This is a genomic window from Clostridiaceae bacterium HFYG-1003 (assembly GCA_024579835.1).
GTDB lineage: Bacteria > Bacillota > Clostridia > Clostridiales > Clostridiaceae > JG1575.
Genome location: CP102060.1, coordinates 1,175,986 through 1,193,052, shown reverse-complemented (window position 1 = coordinate 1,193,052; position 17,067 = coordinate 1,175,986). Strand labels below are relative to the sequence as shown.

The 17,067-nt window shown below is 51.8% G+C and carries 18 protein-coding genes; 1 reads left to right on the top strand and 17 read right to left on the bottom strand.

The features are described from left to right. Window positions 1–27: 27 nt before the first annotated feature. On the top strand, window positions 28–909 hold the full coding sequence (locus tag NQU17_05465; GenBank protein ID UUM13010.1) for a triphosphoribosyl-dephospho-CoA synthase: 882 nt from the start codon (window positions 28–30) through the stop codon (window positions 907–909). Window positions 910–1,118: 209 nt separating this feature from the next. Here the strand turns inward: NQU17_05465 and NQU17_05460 are convergent, their stop codons facing one another. The 17 genes from NQU17_05460 to efp form a co-directional block, all read right to left on the bottom strand. After that, complete coding sequence (locus NQU17_05460; GenBank protein UUM13009.1) at window positions 1,119–2,423, bottom strand: pyrimidine-nucleoside phosphorylase; 1,305 nt, start codon at window positions 2,421–2,423, stop codon at window positions 1,119–1,121. 40 nt (window positions 2,424–2,463) lie between these two features. Further along, window positions 2,464–3,618: a phosphopentomutase gene (locus tag NQU17_05455; GenBank protein ID UUM13008.1), complete on the bottom strand. Its 1,155-nt coding sequence runs from the start codon at window positions 3,616–3,618 to the stop codon at window positions 2,464–2,466. Window positions 3,619–4,165: 547 nt separating this feature from the next. Then, complete coding sequence (locus tag NQU17_05450; protein ID UUM13007.1) at window positions 4,166–5,047, bottom strand: tyrosine recombinase; 882 nt, start codon at window positions 5,045–5,047, stop codon at window positions 4,166–4,168. Next, the gene (locus NQU17_05445) at window positions 5,044–5,574 is read right to left on the bottom strand and encodes an NUDIX hydrolase (GenBank protein ID UUM13006.1); all 531 of its coding nucleotides are present in this window, start codon (window positions 5,572–5,574) and stop codon (window positions 5,044–5,046) included. Before NQU17_05445 ends, NQU17_05450 begins: the two co-directional genes overlap by 4 nt. Window positions 5,575–5,861: 287 nt before the next feature. Next, a complete protein-coding gene (recN, locus tag NQU17_05440) occupies window positions 5,862–7,556 on the bottom strand; it encodes a DNA repair protein RecN (GenBank protein ID UUM13005.1) in 1,695 nt (564 codons plus the stop codon). 9 nt (window positions 7,557–7,565) lie between these two features. Next, a complete protein-coding gene (locus tag NQU17_05435; GenBank protein UUM13004.1) occupies window positions 7,566–8,024 on the bottom strand; it encodes an arginine repressor in 459 nt (152 codons plus the stop codon). A 10-nt stretch (window positions 8,025–8,034) separates the two neighbouring features. Continuing rightward, on the bottom strand, window positions 8,035–8,901 hold the full coding sequence (locus NQU17_05430) for an NAD(+)/NADH kinase (GenBank protein ID UUM13003.1): 867 nt from the start codon (window positions 8,899–8,901) through the stop codon (window positions 8,035–8,037). Then, window positions 8,894–9,739, bottom strand: coding sequence for a TlyA family RNA methyltransferase (locus tag NQU17_05425; protein ID UUM13002.1), 846 nt, complete (start codon window positions 9,737–9,739; stop codon window positions 8,894–8,896). Before NQU17_05425 ends, NQU17_05430 begins: the two co-directional genes overlap by 8 nt. Further along, the gene (gene dxs, locus NQU17_05420; protein ID UUM13001.1) at window positions 9,726–11,624 is read right to left on the bottom strand and encodes a 1-deoxy-D-xylulose-5-phosphate synthase; all 1,899 of its coding nucleotides are present in this window, start codon (window positions 11,622–11,624) and stop codon (window positions 9,726–9,728) included. The genes NQU17_05425 and dxs overlap by 14 nt, the downstream gene beginning before the upstream one ends. Before the next feature lie 9 nt (window positions 11,625–11,633). Continuing rightward, window positions 11,634–12,503 (bottom strand): polyprenyl synthetase family protein, encoded by an 870-nt coding sequence (locus NQU17_05415; protein ID UUM13000.1) that lies wholly within the window; start codon window positions 12,501–12,503, stop codon window positions 11,634–11,636. A 4-nt stretch (window positions 12,504–12,507) separates the two neighbouring features. Then, window positions 12,508–12,738 carry an exodeoxyribonuclease VII small subunit gene (gene xseB, locus NQU17_05410; GenBank protein UUM12999.1) on the bottom strand — a complete coding sequence of 77 codons (231 nt, stop codon included), beginning with the start codon at window positions 12,736–12,738 and terminating at the stop codon, window positions 12,508–12,510. Then, window positions 12,713–13,936, bottom strand: coding sequence for an exodeoxyribonuclease VII large subunit (xseA, locus tag NQU17_05405; GenBank protein UUM12998.1), 1,224 nt, complete (start codon window positions 13,934–13,936; stop codon window positions 12,713–12,715). Before xseA ends, xseB begins: the two co-directional genes overlap by 26 nt. Next, window positions 13,926–14,771 carry a bifunctional 5,10-methylenetetrahydrofolate dehydrogenase/5,10-methenyltetrahydrofolate cyclohydrolase gene (locus tag NQU17_05400; GenBank protein UUM12997.1) on the bottom strand — a complete coding sequence of 282 codons (846 nt, stop codon included), beginning with the start codon at window positions 14,769–14,771 and terminating at the stop codon, window positions 13,926–13,928. Before NQU17_05400 ends, xseA begins: the two co-directional genes overlap by 11 nt. 246 nt (window positions 14,772–15,017) lie before the next feature. Next, window positions 15,018–15,191, bottom strand: coding sequence for a hypothetical protein (locus NQU17_05395; protein ID UUM12996.1), 174 nt, complete (start codon window positions 15,189–15,191; stop codon window positions 15,018–15,020). Next, entirely contained in the window at window positions 15,188–15,802 is a 615-nt protein-coding gene (nusB, locus tag NQU17_05390; protein ID UUM12995.1) for a transcription antitermination factor NusB, read from the bottom strand. Before nusB ends, NQU17_05395 begins: the two co-directional genes overlap by 4 nt. Further along, a complete protein-coding gene (locus NQU17_05385) occupies window positions 15,792–16,211 on the bottom strand; it encodes an Asp23/Gls24 family envelope stress response protein (GenBank protein ID UUM12994.1) in 420 nt (139 codons plus the stop codon). Before NQU17_05385 ends, nusB begins: the two co-directional genes overlap by 11 nt. A 263-nt stretch (window positions 16,212–16,474) precedes the next feature. After that, on the bottom strand, window positions 16,475–17,032 hold the full coding sequence (gene efp / locus NQU17_05380) for an elongation factor P (GenBank protein ID UUM12993.1): 558 nt from the start codon (window positions 17,030–17,032) through the stop codon (window positions 16,475–16,477). Window positions 17,033–17,067 lie beyond the last annotated feature (35 nt).

Genomic DNA, 17,067 nt, shown 5'->3' with positions numbered 1-17,067 from the left:
AGGGCCTTCCCATGCTATACTGAGATCATGGATACCAAAGCTTATATTGAATTTTTATCAAAGACAACAGAATACGCCCTGGAGGCGGAAGTTTGGTGCGGCCCCAAGCCGGGCCTGGTTGACCGGTATAATTCCGGCAGTCACGAGGATATGGACCTGAACAGCTTCCTGATCTCGGCCCGGACGCTGCGGCCATGGTTTGCTCAGTTTATGACCCTGGCGGCGGCCAGTCCGACGGATCTGGTATTGCCCAGGCTGCGCGCTGCCGGCATGGCAGCCGAGAAAAGCATGCTCAAAGCCACCGGGGGGGCCAATACCCACAAAGGGCTGATCTTCAGTCTGGGGCTGGTTTGCGCCTGCATGGTCCGCCTGTCCCTGCGCTGCGAGCGTCCGCTGACTGCCACGGACATCCCTGATTTAAGAGACCTGATCCGGCTGAATGCCTCCGGGTTGACCGGAGAACTCACAGCCGGGGCACATCCCACTCATGGCCAGGCTGTCTACAATCAGTACGGTCTCAAAGGAATCCGGGCGGAGGCAGAAGCCGGCTTTCCGGCTGTGTTTGAAGTGGGACTGCCTCGACTGGCGGACTATCAGACTCAGTATTCTGATCCGGACCTGCCCTGCCTGATGACGCTGCTGGAACTCATTCTGGTTACCGGAGACACCAATCTGGTGCGCCGGGGCGGCTTGACCGGGCTACATTTCATGCGGGAGCAATCCCGAAACCTTCTCAAATCCAGTCCTTCCCTGACTCCGCCGGAACTGATCCAGTCGTTTCAGCGCTTTGACGAAGCGGCAACCCGGCAAAACCTGTCCCCCGGGGGCGCGGCAGACCACCTGGCTCTGACCCTGTTCCTGGAGCGGGCACTGTCCCCTGACAGCAACTCAAAGATTGGTGCCATCTAAGGATGATCATCTTATTACCAAACATGTCAAAGCCAGCCATCCGGCCAGAATCATACTGGACGGATGGCTGGCTTTGTTTGACTTGAATGACTTGAATGACTTGAATGACTTGGTTGTCTTAGTTGTCTTAGTTGTTTTAGTTGTCTTAGGTGTCTTTCGTGGCGGATCTGATGGATTGGGCAGTCACCCTCATTCAGACGTCCAGTGAACTATTCCATCACGACATCCAGAATATAATCGGTTCGTACCGGCGGCACCGCACCGATCTGAAATGCCTTGCGAGCCAGCAGTGCCGATTCCTCCGGATTCCGGTCATTGTACTTCAGGACACAGAGCACATCGCCTGGTTGTACCGGGTCTCCCACCAACTTTGTTAAATGGATGCCGGCAGCATAATCCAGGTGATCTTCCTTTGTCTGGCGGCCAGCTCCCAGATGCATCGCCGCGTAACCGATATCGGTTGCCGTGATTCCGGTGACATAGCCGGCGACATCGGAGCGGATTTCCCGTTCGTTCTGTGTCTGCGGCAGCAAAGAGTAATCATCCACTATGGCCGGATTTCCGCCTTGATTGGCAATGAACTCCCTGAATTTGAACAGCGCCTGACCGGAGGCAATCACTTCTTCAACCAGGGGTTTTGCCTGTTCCATGCTGGCGGCTTTTCCGCCCAGCCAGATCATGTAGCTGGCAATGGTCAGAGCCACATCGTACAATCCGCGGATTTTCTGTCCCTTGAGGATTTCAATGGCTTCGATGACTTCGTTGGCGTTGCCGATTTCATGTCCCAGCGGTTCATTCATGTCCGTAAGCACCGCAACGGTTTGACGACCCAGGTGATTGCCGATCTCCACCATGGTCTTGGCCAGAATTCGCGAGTCTGCCAGATCTTTCATGAAAGCGCCTTCGCCGGTTTTAACATCCAGGACAATGGCATCCGATCCGGACGCCAGCTTCTTGCTCATAATGGAAGCGGCAATCAGTGGGATAGAGTCGACAGTTTCCGTAACGTCGCGCAGAGCGTAGAACTTTTTATCCGCCGGCGTCAGATCACCGGTCTGACCGGCCAATGCAACGCCATGACGCTGAACGTTCTCAATGAACTGATCCAGTTCGATCTGCGTGGAAAAACCGGGAACGGATTCCAGTTTGTCGATGGTACCGCCTGTATGTCCCAGGCCCTTGCCGGACAGCTTGGCGACCGGAATGCCCAGAGCGGCTACCACCGGCAGAACGATCAGACTGATTTTGTCTCCGACGCCGCCGGTAGAATGCTTGTCCACCTTGATCCCGGGGATCGCCGACAGATCCATGGTGTCACCGGATTCCACAAACGCCATGGTCAGGTCGGACGTTTCTTCCTTTGTCATGCCTTTGAACCAGATGGCCATGAGCAGCGACGAGATCTGGTAATCCGGAATGGTTCCTTTGGTGTATCCGTCGACAAAGTAGCGGATTTCCTCGGGTGTTAGTTCCAATCCGTGTTTTTTCCTGCGAATGATATCCGTGATTTGCATGCAGTGCATCCTTTCCCTGAATCTATGAAGTCAGGACGTCCTAAATGAAGCTGATGCCATGAAGGCTGTTTTCGATGCCAAGGTAAGCCAGGATGGATTTGCCAATGTCGGTGAAAGAGGTCCGGACACCCAGATCCTTTGGTTCCATATTCTTACCGTAAACCAGCAGCGGAATATACTCCCGCGAATGGTCCGTGGATTCATTGGTCGGATCGCAGCCGTGGTCGGCGGTGATGATGAGAAGGTCCTCGTCTTTCAGCTCGCTGAGCAGCTGGGGGATCCAGACATCCACTGCTTCCAGGGCAGCTTTGTAGCCCTCCGGGTTGTTGCGGTGGCCAAAGAGCATGTCAAAATCCACCAGGTTGATGAAAATCAGGCCATCCGAATCCTCCCCGACTGCTTCCAGGGTTTTTTGCATGCCGTCTTCGTTGCCGCTGGTCCGGACGGTTTTGGTAATGCCTTTGCCATTGAAGATATCGTTGATCTTGCCGACACCGTAGACCTGCTGTCCGGCTTCCTTGATATAGTCCATCATCGTTTTGCAGACGGGATCCAGGGAGTAATCGTGACGATTGGAGGTCCGCTGGAAGGTTTCGGCGGATTCGCCGATAAACGGACGGGCAATGACACGACCGACGGTCCAGTCGCCCATGAGCATTTCTCTGGCGATCTCACACATTTTGTATAGTTCCGGCAAAGGGATCACTTCTTCGTGAGCGGCGATCTGGAAGACCGAATCCGCTGAAGTGTAGATAATCGGCTTCCCGGTTGCAACGTGTTCCTCGCCCAGTTCCTTGATGATCTCCGTCCCGGAAGCGACGACATTGCCCAAGGTGCCCCGGCCAATGCGCCGTTCGAATTCAGCCATGATATCCGGAGGAAATCCATCCGGATAGGTGTTCAAAGGCGTGTCCAGAATGCAGCCGGAAATTTCCCAGTGGCCCGTCACCGTATCCTTGCCCACTGAAGCTTCGGCAGCTTTGCCGTAGGCCGCGGTCGGGCTGTTCTGGGCAGGCACTCCCTTCAGTTCATGTATGTTGCCAAGTCCCATCTGACCAAGATTAGGCAATTTTAATCCTCCGGTCATCGCTGCGGTATTTGCCAGGGTATTGGATCCGGCGTCACCATACTGGTCGGCATCCGGCATTGCGCCGATACCGACAGAATCTAAAATCAATAAAATCGCTCGTTTCATTTGCTGTCTCCTCATTCGATTATTTTCTATGTTCCATGTCTCAATTGTTCATAAGTAAGCCTGCGCAGAATCCACGAAGATAGAATTTTAAACTTCGGATGCTGTTCAGACAAGACGCTGTTCAAACAGGACGCTGTTCAATCCAGATGAAGCAGTACCTCACAGAATCGGAGCTGACTGCGTCTTCCGGGTACACAATTCTCATTCTATTATTGCATGCAGAAGTGTCGGTTTCATCACGCATTTGTTAACAAAAAGAAAGATTAGCAATTGACACAACAGGCAGTGCACTGTCCTGTTTATACGATACAGCGCTGGAATCATCGTTTTGCACGGTCCATGACAACGATCCTGCCTAATCGTTGCGCCCAGATTCTCGATTATTCAGCTGTACTCTGCTGCGCGGTATCTTTCGTCTCCTGAGCTGTCAAAAAACTCTCCCTGATGACAGAAATCAATCCGCCGTCAGGGAGAGCTGCAGGTTTTGTGTTAGGTTCAGATTATGGAAGATACTGCTTATAGAAGTTACTGCCTGGCCGGAAACCGATTAAGCCCTGGGATGCGTGTGGTTGTAGATCTCCATGAGCTTATTTTTCTTCTTCAGTTCTTCATAGCGCAGCGTCGCGTTGATATCGGTATGTCCAAGCATTTCCTGAACAGCCTTCATATCAGCACCGTTGTCCAGAAGATGCACGGCAAAGGAATGCCGCAGCGTATTCAAGTTGACTTCTTTGGTAATGCCAACCTGATCCTTATAGGTTTTCAGCAGTTTCCAGATGCCCTGACGGGTAATGGTGTCCCCCTGATTGGAAGTAAACAGGAAGGTGGAGCTTTCATTGGCCATCCGATCGCGGATCGTCAGGTAATGATTCAGTGATTCCACGGCCTTGCTGCCGATGGGAATCAGACGTTCCTTGCCTTTGCTGCCCGTTCCGACGATGTACCGCTTTTCCAGGTTGACGTCTGAGAGTTTGAGGTGAATCAATTCCGATACTTTCAGCCCGGAAGCATACAGCAGTTCCAGAATGGCGCGATCTCGTTTCCCTTTGTTGGATTCCTGATCCGGGGCTTCCAGAATCTGGCGGATCTCATCGACTGTCAGAATTTCCGGGAGGTCACGATCCAGATGCGGCAATTCATAGTATAGAATGGGCGCTTCCAGAACATAGCCCTGCCGACGCAGGAATTTATAGAAATTACGCAGCGTAACCAGGTTTCGGATAATGGAAGACTTGGAGATTCCTGAATCCATGAGGTATTCCGTATAGGACACGATCTGGAGTTCTTCAAACTGCTGCAGGCTCAAGGACTCTTCTTTCATGAAGACTTCGAACTTCCTGAGATCCCGCCGATAAGCATCGATGGTATTTTGTGACTTGCCCTGACTTGCCAGGCTGGTCAAATAGACATTGATTTGTTCATCCATCATCGCATCAGCCCATCCAGGTAGAGCGCGCAAAGACTTTTGGCGTCTTTCAGCTCACCGCTCCGGATACAGGCCGTCACCTCCTCTGGTGTCATTTCAAAATATTCAAAAGACTCATCCGCATCGCCATCCAGGGGATCTTCCCGAAGGTCTTTCGCTCGGTAAATGTAGAGGACTTCATCGGAGTAACCGGGGCTGGTCAGAGCTTCACCCAAAAATTCCATGGATCCGGGGTAATAGCCGGTTTCTTCCTGAAATTCCCTGCGGGCGGTATCCAGCGGATCCTCTCCCGCCTCCAGTTTACCGGCGGGCAGTTCCAGTACTGCTTCTTCGAAGGGTTTACGGAACTGACGAAGCAGGATCATTCGATTCTGGTCGGTATAACCGAGAATCACAACGCCGGCGGCGTGTCGGATGATTTCACGACGGGAATGATTTCCAAGATCAGTTTTCACTTCATGCAATTCCAGGGTCACAATTTTCCCTGAATAGAGTATTTCTTTCTTTATTGTCGTTTCTTTGTTGATCATGGAGTCCCCCTTCATCATTTGAATACTGCAAACTAGAAATTAAATATTGGATATTATTTATTATGTAAATACATATTTCTATCAATTATCTCATAGAATTTGGGAAAAAGGAATGGATCGACTGTATACAATCAAGTTTCATTTTGATCATTATTATGTTAATACCATGATAATCAATTCGATCGCAATGTACAAGCCACTTTTGTTAAAACAAAAGAAAAAATCCCACCATCGGCGGGACAAATGCTAGTATTACACGCGGATCAGCCCTATTTCCTAAAGAGCCCTTATTTATTCGGTACCGGATTTTTGCCGGCTGCCGGCTTCTTTCTTTTTTCTGTCGTCTCTACCAGTTCTTTCGCGTTGGCGAGGATCGTGGAAGTTAATTCTGAACCGGCCAGCATTTTAGCAATCTCCAGAACCTTGTCCTCGGCAGTGGCAACGGACACCTGGGAATAGGTACGCCCTCCCCGTTCCGCTTTCTGTGCCACCAGATGATGATCGGACCAGGCGGCAATCTGAGGCAGATGAGTGACACACAGAACTTGCGTGTTCTCGGAAATCTGATGCATCTTCTCGCCCACTGCCTGGGCGATGCTTCCGGAGATTCCGGTGTCGATCTCATCAAAAATGACGGTTGGAGTTCCTTCCCGGTCAATGAAGGAGGCTTTCAGTGCCAGCATGATTCGGGAGAGCTCTCCGCCGGAGACAATTTTTTCCAATGGTTTCTTCGGCTCCCCGGTATTGGTGGAAATCAGGAAGCGGACTTCATCCGTTCCGTTCTCGGTAAATGCCTCCCCTTCCAGGATCTGGGGCATGAAATCAGCCTTGCCCAGACCGACGAACTTCAGCTCTCGGTTGATTCGGTCGGACAGTTCCACTGCGGCAGATTTGCGCAGTACAGACAAAATAGCTCCGGCTTCCAGCGCTTCTCCCTTGAGTCGATGGATCTCCTGCTTGAGTGCGGCGATCAGTTCCTCGGCATGGGTCAGTTCATAGAGTTCGTCTTCCATCCGGCTGAGTTCTTCCAGAACCGCCTGGGTCGTGGGTCCGTACTTCTTGCGCATGGCGTCGTAGATGTACAGTCGACCGTTGATCTCATCCAGCTCATTGCCGTCAAAATATACTTCATCTGCGATACTGGTCAAATCCCGACGGGCTTCCACCAGATTGTAAAACGCATCTTCGATCACCTGCGCCAGTTTGCCGGCTTCCTCAAAGACTTCTCCTACGGAGCGCAGTGAGCGGATGGAATGATCCAGCGCATCCAGCGGTTCATCGGACAGTGCCTGTCCGGCATCCTTGAGCGCTTCTCCGATTTTCTGAGCATGAGACAGCATTTTTTCCTTGCTGCGCAGTTCTTCTTCTTCTGTCTCTGATAAGCCGTGTTTTTTAATTTCTTCGACCTGATACGATAAAAAGTCCATCAGCTTGTCCCGTTCGTTATTGCGCGTCAGGACCGCCAGTTTTTGTTCTTTTTCTTTCAATGTGACATACAGATCACGATAAGCCCCGAATTCCTCCGAATGACGGATTCTGCCGTATTCATCCAGGTATTCGAGATGGTTTTCAGGGTCCAGCAAATTTTGATTGTTGTGCTGGCCGTGAATGTCCAGAAGAAACGGACTGATCTGTTTCACGGTGGCGACCAGCACCGGGTGGCCGTTGATGGCCGCGGCGGAGCGGCCCGTTTCGGAATTTTCCCGAAACAGAGTCAGGGTCTCCCGGACCGGGATCTGCTCCCGGCTGAGCATCTCTTCCAGACCGGGAGTCATGTCGAATTCGGCTTCCACTGAGGTTTTGCTTTTGCCTGAGCGGATGAATTCACGGTTGAATTTCGTGCCCATCACATAGCTGATGGCATCGATGAGGATGGACTTGCCCGCGCCGGTCTCTCCGGTCAATACGGTGAAGCCGTCCTGAAACGAGCATTCCAGATGATCCATTAAGGCAAAGTCTCGAACCGTCAGATGGCGAAGCATAGATTCTCCTTATTCGTGGTTGCGGACCATGGAATCGATCCGGCGGACGAAAGCCTCCGCTTTCTTGATGTTGCGGAACATAACAAAAATCGTGTTGTCACTGGCTAGGGTGCCGGCTACTTCTTCCAGTCCCAGCTGGTCAATGGCTTCCGCTACTGCCCCGGCGGATGCGGTTAAGGTTTTGATCACTACCATGTGTTCGATGTACTCCACATGGGTGATGGAGTTTTGCAGAATGGACATGATCTGATTGTCAATGACCTTGGGTTCATTGACGGACAGGATGTACTTGTATTTTCCGTTCTTTCCCAGAACTTTGGTCAGGTGGAGGTTCTTAATATCCCGGGAGATGGTCGCCTGTGTGATCTTGAACCCTTCTTTTCTCAGTTCTTCCGCCAGTTCTTCCTGTGTTTCAATGTTTTTGGTGGTGATGATGTCAAGGATCTTGTTCAGTCGTTTTGCTTTCATCCGTTTCCTCCTAATAGGTATCCTGCGCTTTATATACTACTTTTTTTCGTAATACATCAAAATAATCATAACCGTCCAGGCGAACAATGTGGGCTCTGTGCCCGGAATCCGTGATTTCAATGGTTCGGTTGGTGTCGATGTTGAAATTCTGCTGACCGTCCACCGACAGATTATAGCTGGAAACATCTCCCTTAACCTGGACGGTGATCTGGGACTCTCCGGCAATGACCATATTTCGTACCCCCAGGGTATGGGGGCTGATCGCCGTCATGGAGATGGCATTGACTGTGGGATATACAATTGGACCGCCGGCGGACAGGTTGTACGCCGTGGATCCGGTCGGTGTGGCAAAAATGACGCCGTCGCCCCGGAAGGACGTGGCATGATGCCCATCAATGAAGATCCGATAATTCATGATGCGTCCCAGTGAACCTTTGGTCACGACGACATCGTTCATGGCGACGAATTCTTCCACGACATCATCCGCCATGAACCGGGTTTTCAGCATATGGCGATGTTCGATGGTATATCGGCCGTCCCGGATCAGCTGAAAGGCTTTTTCCGCATCCAGATATTCTACGGCAGTCAGGAATCCCAGCGTGCCGATATTGATTCCCAGCATGGGGATTTCCAGGCCATGGATGAGCCGGGCAGCGGACAGGAACGTTCCATCCCCGCCCAGCACCACGAACAGATCCAGATCCAGCAGATCCACCGTAGGGTGCTCATAACTGTCAAAGGCAACAATCTCGCATTGCGGGAAATACTGTGAAAGTAAATCCTGTATTTTATTCTGTATCAGTTCATCCGGATCCTTGTCCCGGTTTATGCCGAGCCCGATGACCCGGATCTCGTTTAAGGCTTCCTGTTTACTCATGGGTTCCCCTTAGCCGGTCTTCCGGTTGATCCAGGGCGCGGAACGCTTCTGCCACAATGCTTCCAAGCGGAAACCGGTCTGTTTGGGACGGCCGTGCCGGATCGTTATGTTTTTCAATGTATAAAAGGTATTCGATGTTGCCTTCGGGCCCTTTCAGAGGGGAATGGGTCAGTCCCAGCAGCTCAAACCCGCAGGCTTCGCAGCAGTCCAGGACTTTTTGCAGAACCTCCTCGTGCTTTTGAGGATCTTTGACGACACCGGCTTTGTTATGAGCTCCCCGGCCGGCTTCAAACTGGGGCTTGATCAGGAGGATCGCCTGACCGGAGCCGCGCAGGGCCTGGTGGAGCGGTTCTGCCAGAAGGCAGGCCGAGATGAAAGACACATCCATGGTGGCAAAGTCAAAATCCCTGAGTTCTTCCGTCAGTTCAGGCGGTATGGACCGAAAGTTCAACCCGGAGTATTCCTTCACCCGGGGATCCTGCTGCAGGATCGGATCCAGCTGACCGTGTCCGACATCAATCGCAGCGACATAGGCGGCGCCTTGTTCCAGCATTACCTGAGTGAATCCACCGGTGGAGGCACCGACATCCAGACAGCGGCAGCCTTCCAGAATGGGATGGAACGCCTCCAGCGCCCCAAGCATCTTCTGAGCTCCCCGGGAAACATAGCGGCGGCCTTCGCCCAGATAACGGACCTGATCTGTGTCCTTCACCTGGTAGCCTGGCTTGATGCATAGCTTGTTGTTCACCATAACTTTTCCAGCCTTGATTTCCTCGCTGGCCGCCTCCCGGGCAGGCAGGAAGCCTGCCCGGATCAGGTACTGATCAAGCCTGGCCATGAGAAGTTTCCTCAAAGGCATTTTTTACCTGGGCTATGATGCGATCGACGCTCAGGCCGTATTTTTCATAGATGATCTCCACATCCCCCTGTTCGATGAACGCGTCATCGTAACCCAGGGGCAGGAAGAATCCCTTGAAGCTTCGTCCGGCCAAATCGGCCAGTACGGATTCGCCGAACCCGCCATGCAGGATGCCGTCTTCCAGGGTTACAATCAGCCGGGTGTTCCGGACCTGATCCAGGAAGTCTGAATCCAGCGGTTTGATGAACGGGGCATGGACAGCCTGAGCCCTTAAGCCCTGTTCGCGAAGACGGCTGGCGGTTTCCCAGGCTCGCGCCGTCATCTTGCCCACTCCGATCAGCACGATGTCAGGGGCCGTGTCGGACTCCGGATCCAGCCGTTCCCAGACTCCCGGAGTAAACTGCGTTAGCGGAGGAAGCTGGATTCCCTTCTCATCGCCGCCTCGGGGGTAACGAATGGCCAGAGGACCGGTAAACTGCGTCGACCAGCGCACCATCTGAGCCAGTTCGGCCATGGATTTGGGCGCCATAACCGTCATATTGGGAATCATGGACAGGTAAGCGAGATCAAAAATACCCTGATGGGTTTCTCCGTCGTCTCCGACAATGCCTCCCCGGTCCAGACAGAATGTAACATTGAGATTTTGGATGCAGACATCATGAATCAGCTGATCCAGACTGCGCTGCAGGAACGTGGAATAGATTGCGACATAGGGTCTCAATCCGGAAATTGCCATGCCGGCGGCTAACGTCACAGCATGTTCTTCGGTGATCCCGACATCGAAAAAGCGGTCGGGGTAGGCCGTTGAAAAGCCCTGAAGTCCCGTCCCTTGCGGCATGGCCGCGGTGATGGCGACCAGATCGGGATGATCCGCGGCCAGCTCGGTCAGCGTACTGCCGAATACTTTGGAGTAATTGGTGCTGGAACTGAAGCAGATTTCACCATTTTCACAGTCAAACGGCGCAATCCCGTGAAACTTGTCCGGATGCTGGACCGCAAAGTTATAGCCCCGCCCTTTCTGAGTAATGGCGTGGACGATGACCGGTCCGTTGACTTCCCGGGCTTTCTTGAGAATCTTGCTCATTTCCTTGATGTTGTGGCCATCCACCGGTCCCAGGTATTTGATCCCCATGTTTTCGAAGATCATGCCTTCCTGTTCCACGACCATGGCCTTGACGGAATCCTTGACCCATTTGGCGGTCTGCGAAAGGGAATCGCCCATGGGCAGTTTCTCTACATTTTTCTGGAAGCTTTGCTTGAACTTTTCATAATGCACATCGCTGCGCAGCTTGGACAGATAAAGGCTCATGGAGCCGACATTGCGTGAGATGCTCATTTCATTGTCATTGAGGACGATAATGAGCGGTGTCTGCCGGAACCCGACATCGTTCAGCGCTTCCCAGATCATGCCGCCGTTGAAAGCCCCGTCGCCGATGACACAGACCACGGAGTGGTCCTGCTTTTTGATATCCCTGGCGCGGGCCATCCCAAGCGCTGCCGAGATCGAGGTGGAGGCATGGCCGGTGTTGAAATGATCATAGGGCGATTCGGTCGTTTTGGGGAATCCGGACAATCCGCCATATTTGCGCAATGCCTTGAACCCGCCGGCCCGTCCGGTAAGAATTTTATGGACATAGCTTTGGTGGCCGACGTCAAAGACAAGCCGGTCCTGTAAAAAGTCGAAGACATTATGCAGCGCAATGGTCAGTTCCACCACACCCAGATTGGGAGCCAGGTGGCCGCCGGTTTTTGACACGGACTGGATCAGAAACTGACGGATTTCGGCTGCCAGCTGATTCAGTTCGTCCAGGCTCATATCAGGCAGGGTCTTGGGACCCCGGTACTTCTTCAATATTTCATACATAGCATTCCTCTAGTGGTCGCGCCGGGCAAAATAACGGATCACGGCTTCGAGCAGGCCGTCTCCGGGATGTTCGGTCAGACGGAAGAGGTCGCGGCGCAATTCTTCCAGTCTAATTTTCGCCTGTTCCAGACCCAGAAGCGACACATACGTTGATTTCTCATCTCTGGCATCTTTTCCCACCGATTTTCCCAGGGTCTCCTGATTCGATTCTACATCGAGAATGTCATCCTGAATCTGGAACATCAGGCCAAGCTTATGCCCTAAAGAGCGCATGGCTTCGACTTCGGTTTCGGAGCAGCCTGCCAGTAGACAGGGCGCTGTCACGGAGCTGGTTATAATGGCCCCGGTTTTGTTGCGGTGCATTTCTTCCAGGGCCGGCAGGTCAATGACCTGTCCTTCCGACTGGATGTCCAGCACCTGACCGGCAATCATGCCGTCCTTGCCCGCAGACTGGGCGAGCTCAACCATGGCCCGGGCTCCGTTTGGAGTTCCGCCATAGGCTGACATTAAAAGCAGAAGTGCTTCATTGAGCAGAGCGTCTCCGGCCAGAATGGCCAAAGCTTCGCCAAACACCTTATGGCTGGTGGGTTTCCCCCGGCGCAGATCATCGTTATCCATCGCCGGGAGATCATCGTGAATCAGGGAATAGGTATGGATCATTTCCATGGCCAGGGCCATGGGCATTACTTCGTCCTGAGACAGTCCGCAGCGCTCGGCAGCGCCCAGTACCAGGAGCGGCCGGAACCGCTTACCTCCCGCCAGCAGGGAGTAAGCCATGGCTTCCTGTAATGCGGCTGGGCAGGTGAACGCTTCCGTCTGGAAGCGCAGAGCTGCTTCAATTTGCCGCTGCAGCTCAGGAATCTGATTTTCTGGCGTCAACGGGCTATTCAAAGGCAACTTCCTCGCCCTGCTGGTTGATCAGAAGGATCTTTTCCTCTGCCTCCTTGAGCCGGCTCTCTAACTGGCGGCACAATTTCATGCCTTTTTCATAGTGGATCAGCTGGCTGTCGAGGCTGGTGGCGGGATCTTCCATTAATTTGAGAACTGCCGTGAGCTCTTCCATCAGCTGTTCATAGGAAGCGCTGGTATCAGTTGGTTTCCCGTTCAATTCCATTGAGTTTTTCTCCTTTCTGATAAGTGGCTTCGCCGTCGCGGACTCGGATCCGGAACATATGGGCCGCATCCAGGCTGCTGACGGTTTTCAGTACTTCATTCGATTCATTTTGAATGATCGCATAGCCCTTATCGAGCACGTTGTATGGATTATAGGCGGACAGCAGTGACGTGGCACGCTCCAGCCGGCGTTCTTCCCGATCGAGGCGCAGTCGGATTGCCTGAGCCATCCGTTCTTTGTGATCGGATACGTTTTTCATTTCGTTGACCAGAATGGTCCGAGGATCATTCTGGCGAATAAAGCGAAGGTTCATTACCAGATGGGATTTCTCCTGGCGCATCCTGGCTTCCATCAGCTGTCGCAGCCGACGCTTCTTATCCAGTATCTGGCCTAAATTGTCCATCCGGTTGGGGATGGTCAGTTCGGCTGCCTGACTGGGCGTGGCAGCCCGAAGATCCGCGGCAAAATCGGCGATTGTAAAGTCGATATCATGGCCAATTCCGGTGACTACCGGTATTCGGGAAGCCCGAATCGCATAAGCCATTGCTTCGGAGTTGAAGGACCACAGGTCCTCGATGGAGCCTCCGCCCCGGGCGATGATGATGGTATCAATATCCCGGCGCTGATTGATTCTGGTCAGAGCCGCAATGACCTCTTTTTCAGAAGTTTCGCCCTGAACCTGGACGGGATAAATCACCAGGCACTGCCCCGGATGACGGGTCCGCAGCACCTTGATGATATCCCGGATGGCTGCGCCAGTCGGTGAAGTTATCACCGCGATTTTCTGAGGATTGGGCGGAATGGGCCGCCGTCTGGTCTCATCAAAAAGGCCTTCCCGGGCCAGGCGCTCCTTAATCTGTAAGAACTTGGCGTATAAGTCCCCCGTCCCCTCGCTTTGCAGGTCATCCACGTAAATCTGATACGTTCCCCCCTGAACATAGGCTGCCACCCGACCCCGGATGGTGACTTTGTCACCGTCCCGGGGAAGCACCCGCAGCTTTTGCCGCTCCTGGCGGAACATCACACAGTTGATGCGGGATCCTTCGTCCTTCAGCGTAAAATATAAATGACCGGAGGTGTGGGCCTTGAAGTTGGAGATTTCGCCCTGGACATTGACATTGCGCAGGATGAAATCCGCATCAATGATTTTCTTGATGTAGTTGTTCAGAGAGGAAACGGACAGAACCTTACTGTTCAAGTTCTGAGGCCTCACAGACGTTCTTCATGAGAATCGTCGTGGTAATGGCCCCTACGCCGCCGGGAACGGAAGTGACATATTCAGCAACTTCCACGGCCTCATCGGTTTTGACATCGCCGGTGATTTTGCCATCCAGTTCGGAGGTTCCGACGTCAATGACGGTCTGTCCGGGGCTGAAGTATTCGCTGGTGAACATATTGGCACGGCCGACTGCGGCAACAACGATATCCGCAGCACGGATAATCGCTGCCAGATTCTTCGTTCTCGAGTGAGCCATGGTGACAGTGGCGTTGTCAGCGAGCAGCAGCATAGCCAGCGGCTTGCCGACGATATTGGACCGGCCGACGATCACGACGTTCTTGCCCGTGATATCGCCCAATGTCTCTTTAATGATGGTATGGGCACTCTTGGCCGTACAGGGAACAAAAGCCCGATCTCCCATGAACAGCAGACCGGCATTGACCGGATTGACTCCGTCAATATCTTTTTCTCTGGCGATGGCAGCCGAGATTTTCTTGCCGTCAATGTGCTTGGGGAGCGGAAACAGCACCATGATGCCGTGGACATTTCGGTCGCTGTTCAGATCATGGATGGTCGCCAGCAGCTCTTCTTCCGTCGTTTCAGCCGGAAGCTGCAGATTGACCTTACCCAGATTCAGAGACTGAGCAACCTTGGTCTGGCTTTGCAGATAGTATTTGGATCCTTCATCATCGCCCACCAGGACGGTCGCAAGAGTTGGAACGGATTTGCCTTCCTTTTCCCGCTGCAGGGCGAATGCTTTGATCTCTTCCTTATACTTGGCTGCCAGTTCTTTCACGTTGATGATATTTCCCATTTACTTATCCTCCGTTATTTCTCAGGATCACTCCTGTGTATTATGGCCGATTGCCACGTTCTCATTCAAAATGCCCACAGCCTTTTCAGGCAGGGCATTCATTCTCATCATCCAATTGTACAGACAGGAGTTGGGCACTTCCCTTTTATAAAGAGAACTCCCATGGACTCCTTCATTCCGCTGTTACCATCCGATGGATGGCTACATTCCGACAAAGAGTTTTCTGAGTACAGTTTTTGAGTACGGTTATGCTTCCAAAGACGTCTCAGAATCAGCTTCAGCAACTGCCTCAGAAACCATTTCCGAACCTTCCTCAGAAATCGTCTCAGAAAATGCCTCAGGATTCATTTCTACTGTCTCTTCAGGACTCATTTCAACGGGTTCCTCAGAACTCATTTCAACGGATTCCTCAGAACTCATTTCAAGGGTTCCTCAGAACTCATTTCAACAGCCTCTTCAGGACTCTCAGACCGTTCCTCAACAACAACCTGGGTTGCAGAAGAGACTTCTTCGACCAGCTGATTTTCTCCAGGGATCGGTTCTGCATCAGTCGTCTCCGGCTGCGACTCAACAGATGCTTCTTGTTCGTTCATCTTCTGCTGGATCTCAGGCTTGGCCTTCAGGATTCGATCTAAAATTCCATTTATGAAGGCTGTCGACTCTTCATCGGAGTAGGTTTTGGATAATTCCAAGGCCTCATTGAGCGATACGCGTTCTGGAATTCCGTCCATGAAGAAGAGCTCCAGTACAGCGATCTTCAGAATGGCCAGATTGACGCGGGATAACCGCTCAATGGTCCATTCCTTCAGGTAGGGACGAATCAGATCCTTGATCCAGCTATCTTTTTCCTTGGCCAGCCGGGTAATGGTTCGGATATAGTCCCGATCCAGGACTTCGGTGGTTTCACTGATATCGGAGAACTCTTCAATAAAGTCATCCGTAATTTCTTCATTGCGCGTATTGACCGTTTCGGAATACAAAAGTTCCATTGCAATGGCACGGGACTTGCGGCGGCTTGGTTTATTTTGCATCTTTCACTGCCGCTTCCGGTTTCTTCACGGAAATGTTATTAACCATGATATTGACCTCACTGACTCGAAGACCGGTGATGTTCTCAACGGTTTCCAGAACGTTTTCCTGGACTTTCTTTACTACATCGGGAATGTTGTAGCCATATTCAACGGACATGATCATGTCGATGGTTGATTTCTCGTCGCCGATGGTTACTTTGACCCCCTTGGTTACGTTGCGCTTACCGGTAAAGACCTGTGTAATGCCTCGAGTCGTTGTCGGATTTAACCCGGAGACTCCTTCAATTTCGGTGGCTGCGATCCCGGCGATGACCCCTACGACTTCCTCAGAAATCTTCACCGTACCGACACCGGCGACGTCATACTTGCCAGGTTCTCTGGCGGGATTGGTTTGAATATCTTTTTCCATTTTTTACCTCCGGTAAAATGCATAATAACAAAAACCCTGTCATATTATTATAGCAAAGACACATTGTTATTTACAATTGAATAACCAGCCTTCTCGGCAGGTTTTGCATAAAATTCACAGGAATTATGCATACACGCTGTAATCGATTAATCGCTGAATTTTATGCAGGATGAACGGAATCACCGCTATACTCAATTAAATCAATGTTCTGCTATCTAAAAAAATAAACCGGTACTGCGGCTGCAGTACCGGTAAGAATCGTATTAAACGCGTTCCATGTATTCTCCGGTCCGGGTATCGATTCGGATCATGTCGCCTTCGTTGATAAAGAAAGGAACCATGACCTGGGCACCGGTTTCCACGATGGCAGGTTTCAGCGCGTTGGTAGCTGTGTTGCCCTTAACACCTGGTTCGGACTGTGTAACTTCCAGTTCAACAAAGTTGGGAGCTTCTACTGAGAAAGCGCTGCCTTTGTAGAATTTGATGGAAGCAAACATGTTTTCCTTGAGATACTTGATGGCATCTTCAACTTTTTCAAAGTTGAGCGGAATCTGCTCAAAGGTATCCTGATCCATGAAGTAATATAATTCACCGTCATTATACAGGTACTGCATGTCTTTCCGCTCGATGACTGCTTCCTGCAATTTATCAGACGGGTTGAAGGTCGTGTCAGTGACGCCGCCCTGGATAACATTTCTCAGTTTCGTTCTGACAAACGCTGCACCCTTTCCAGGTTTGACATGTAAAAAATCGATAACGGTATAGACGTTACCATCCATTTCAAAGGTTGTTCCCTTTCTTAAATCTCCAGCAGATATCATATAAGCTCTACCCCTCCATTATTTACGGCTTTTAT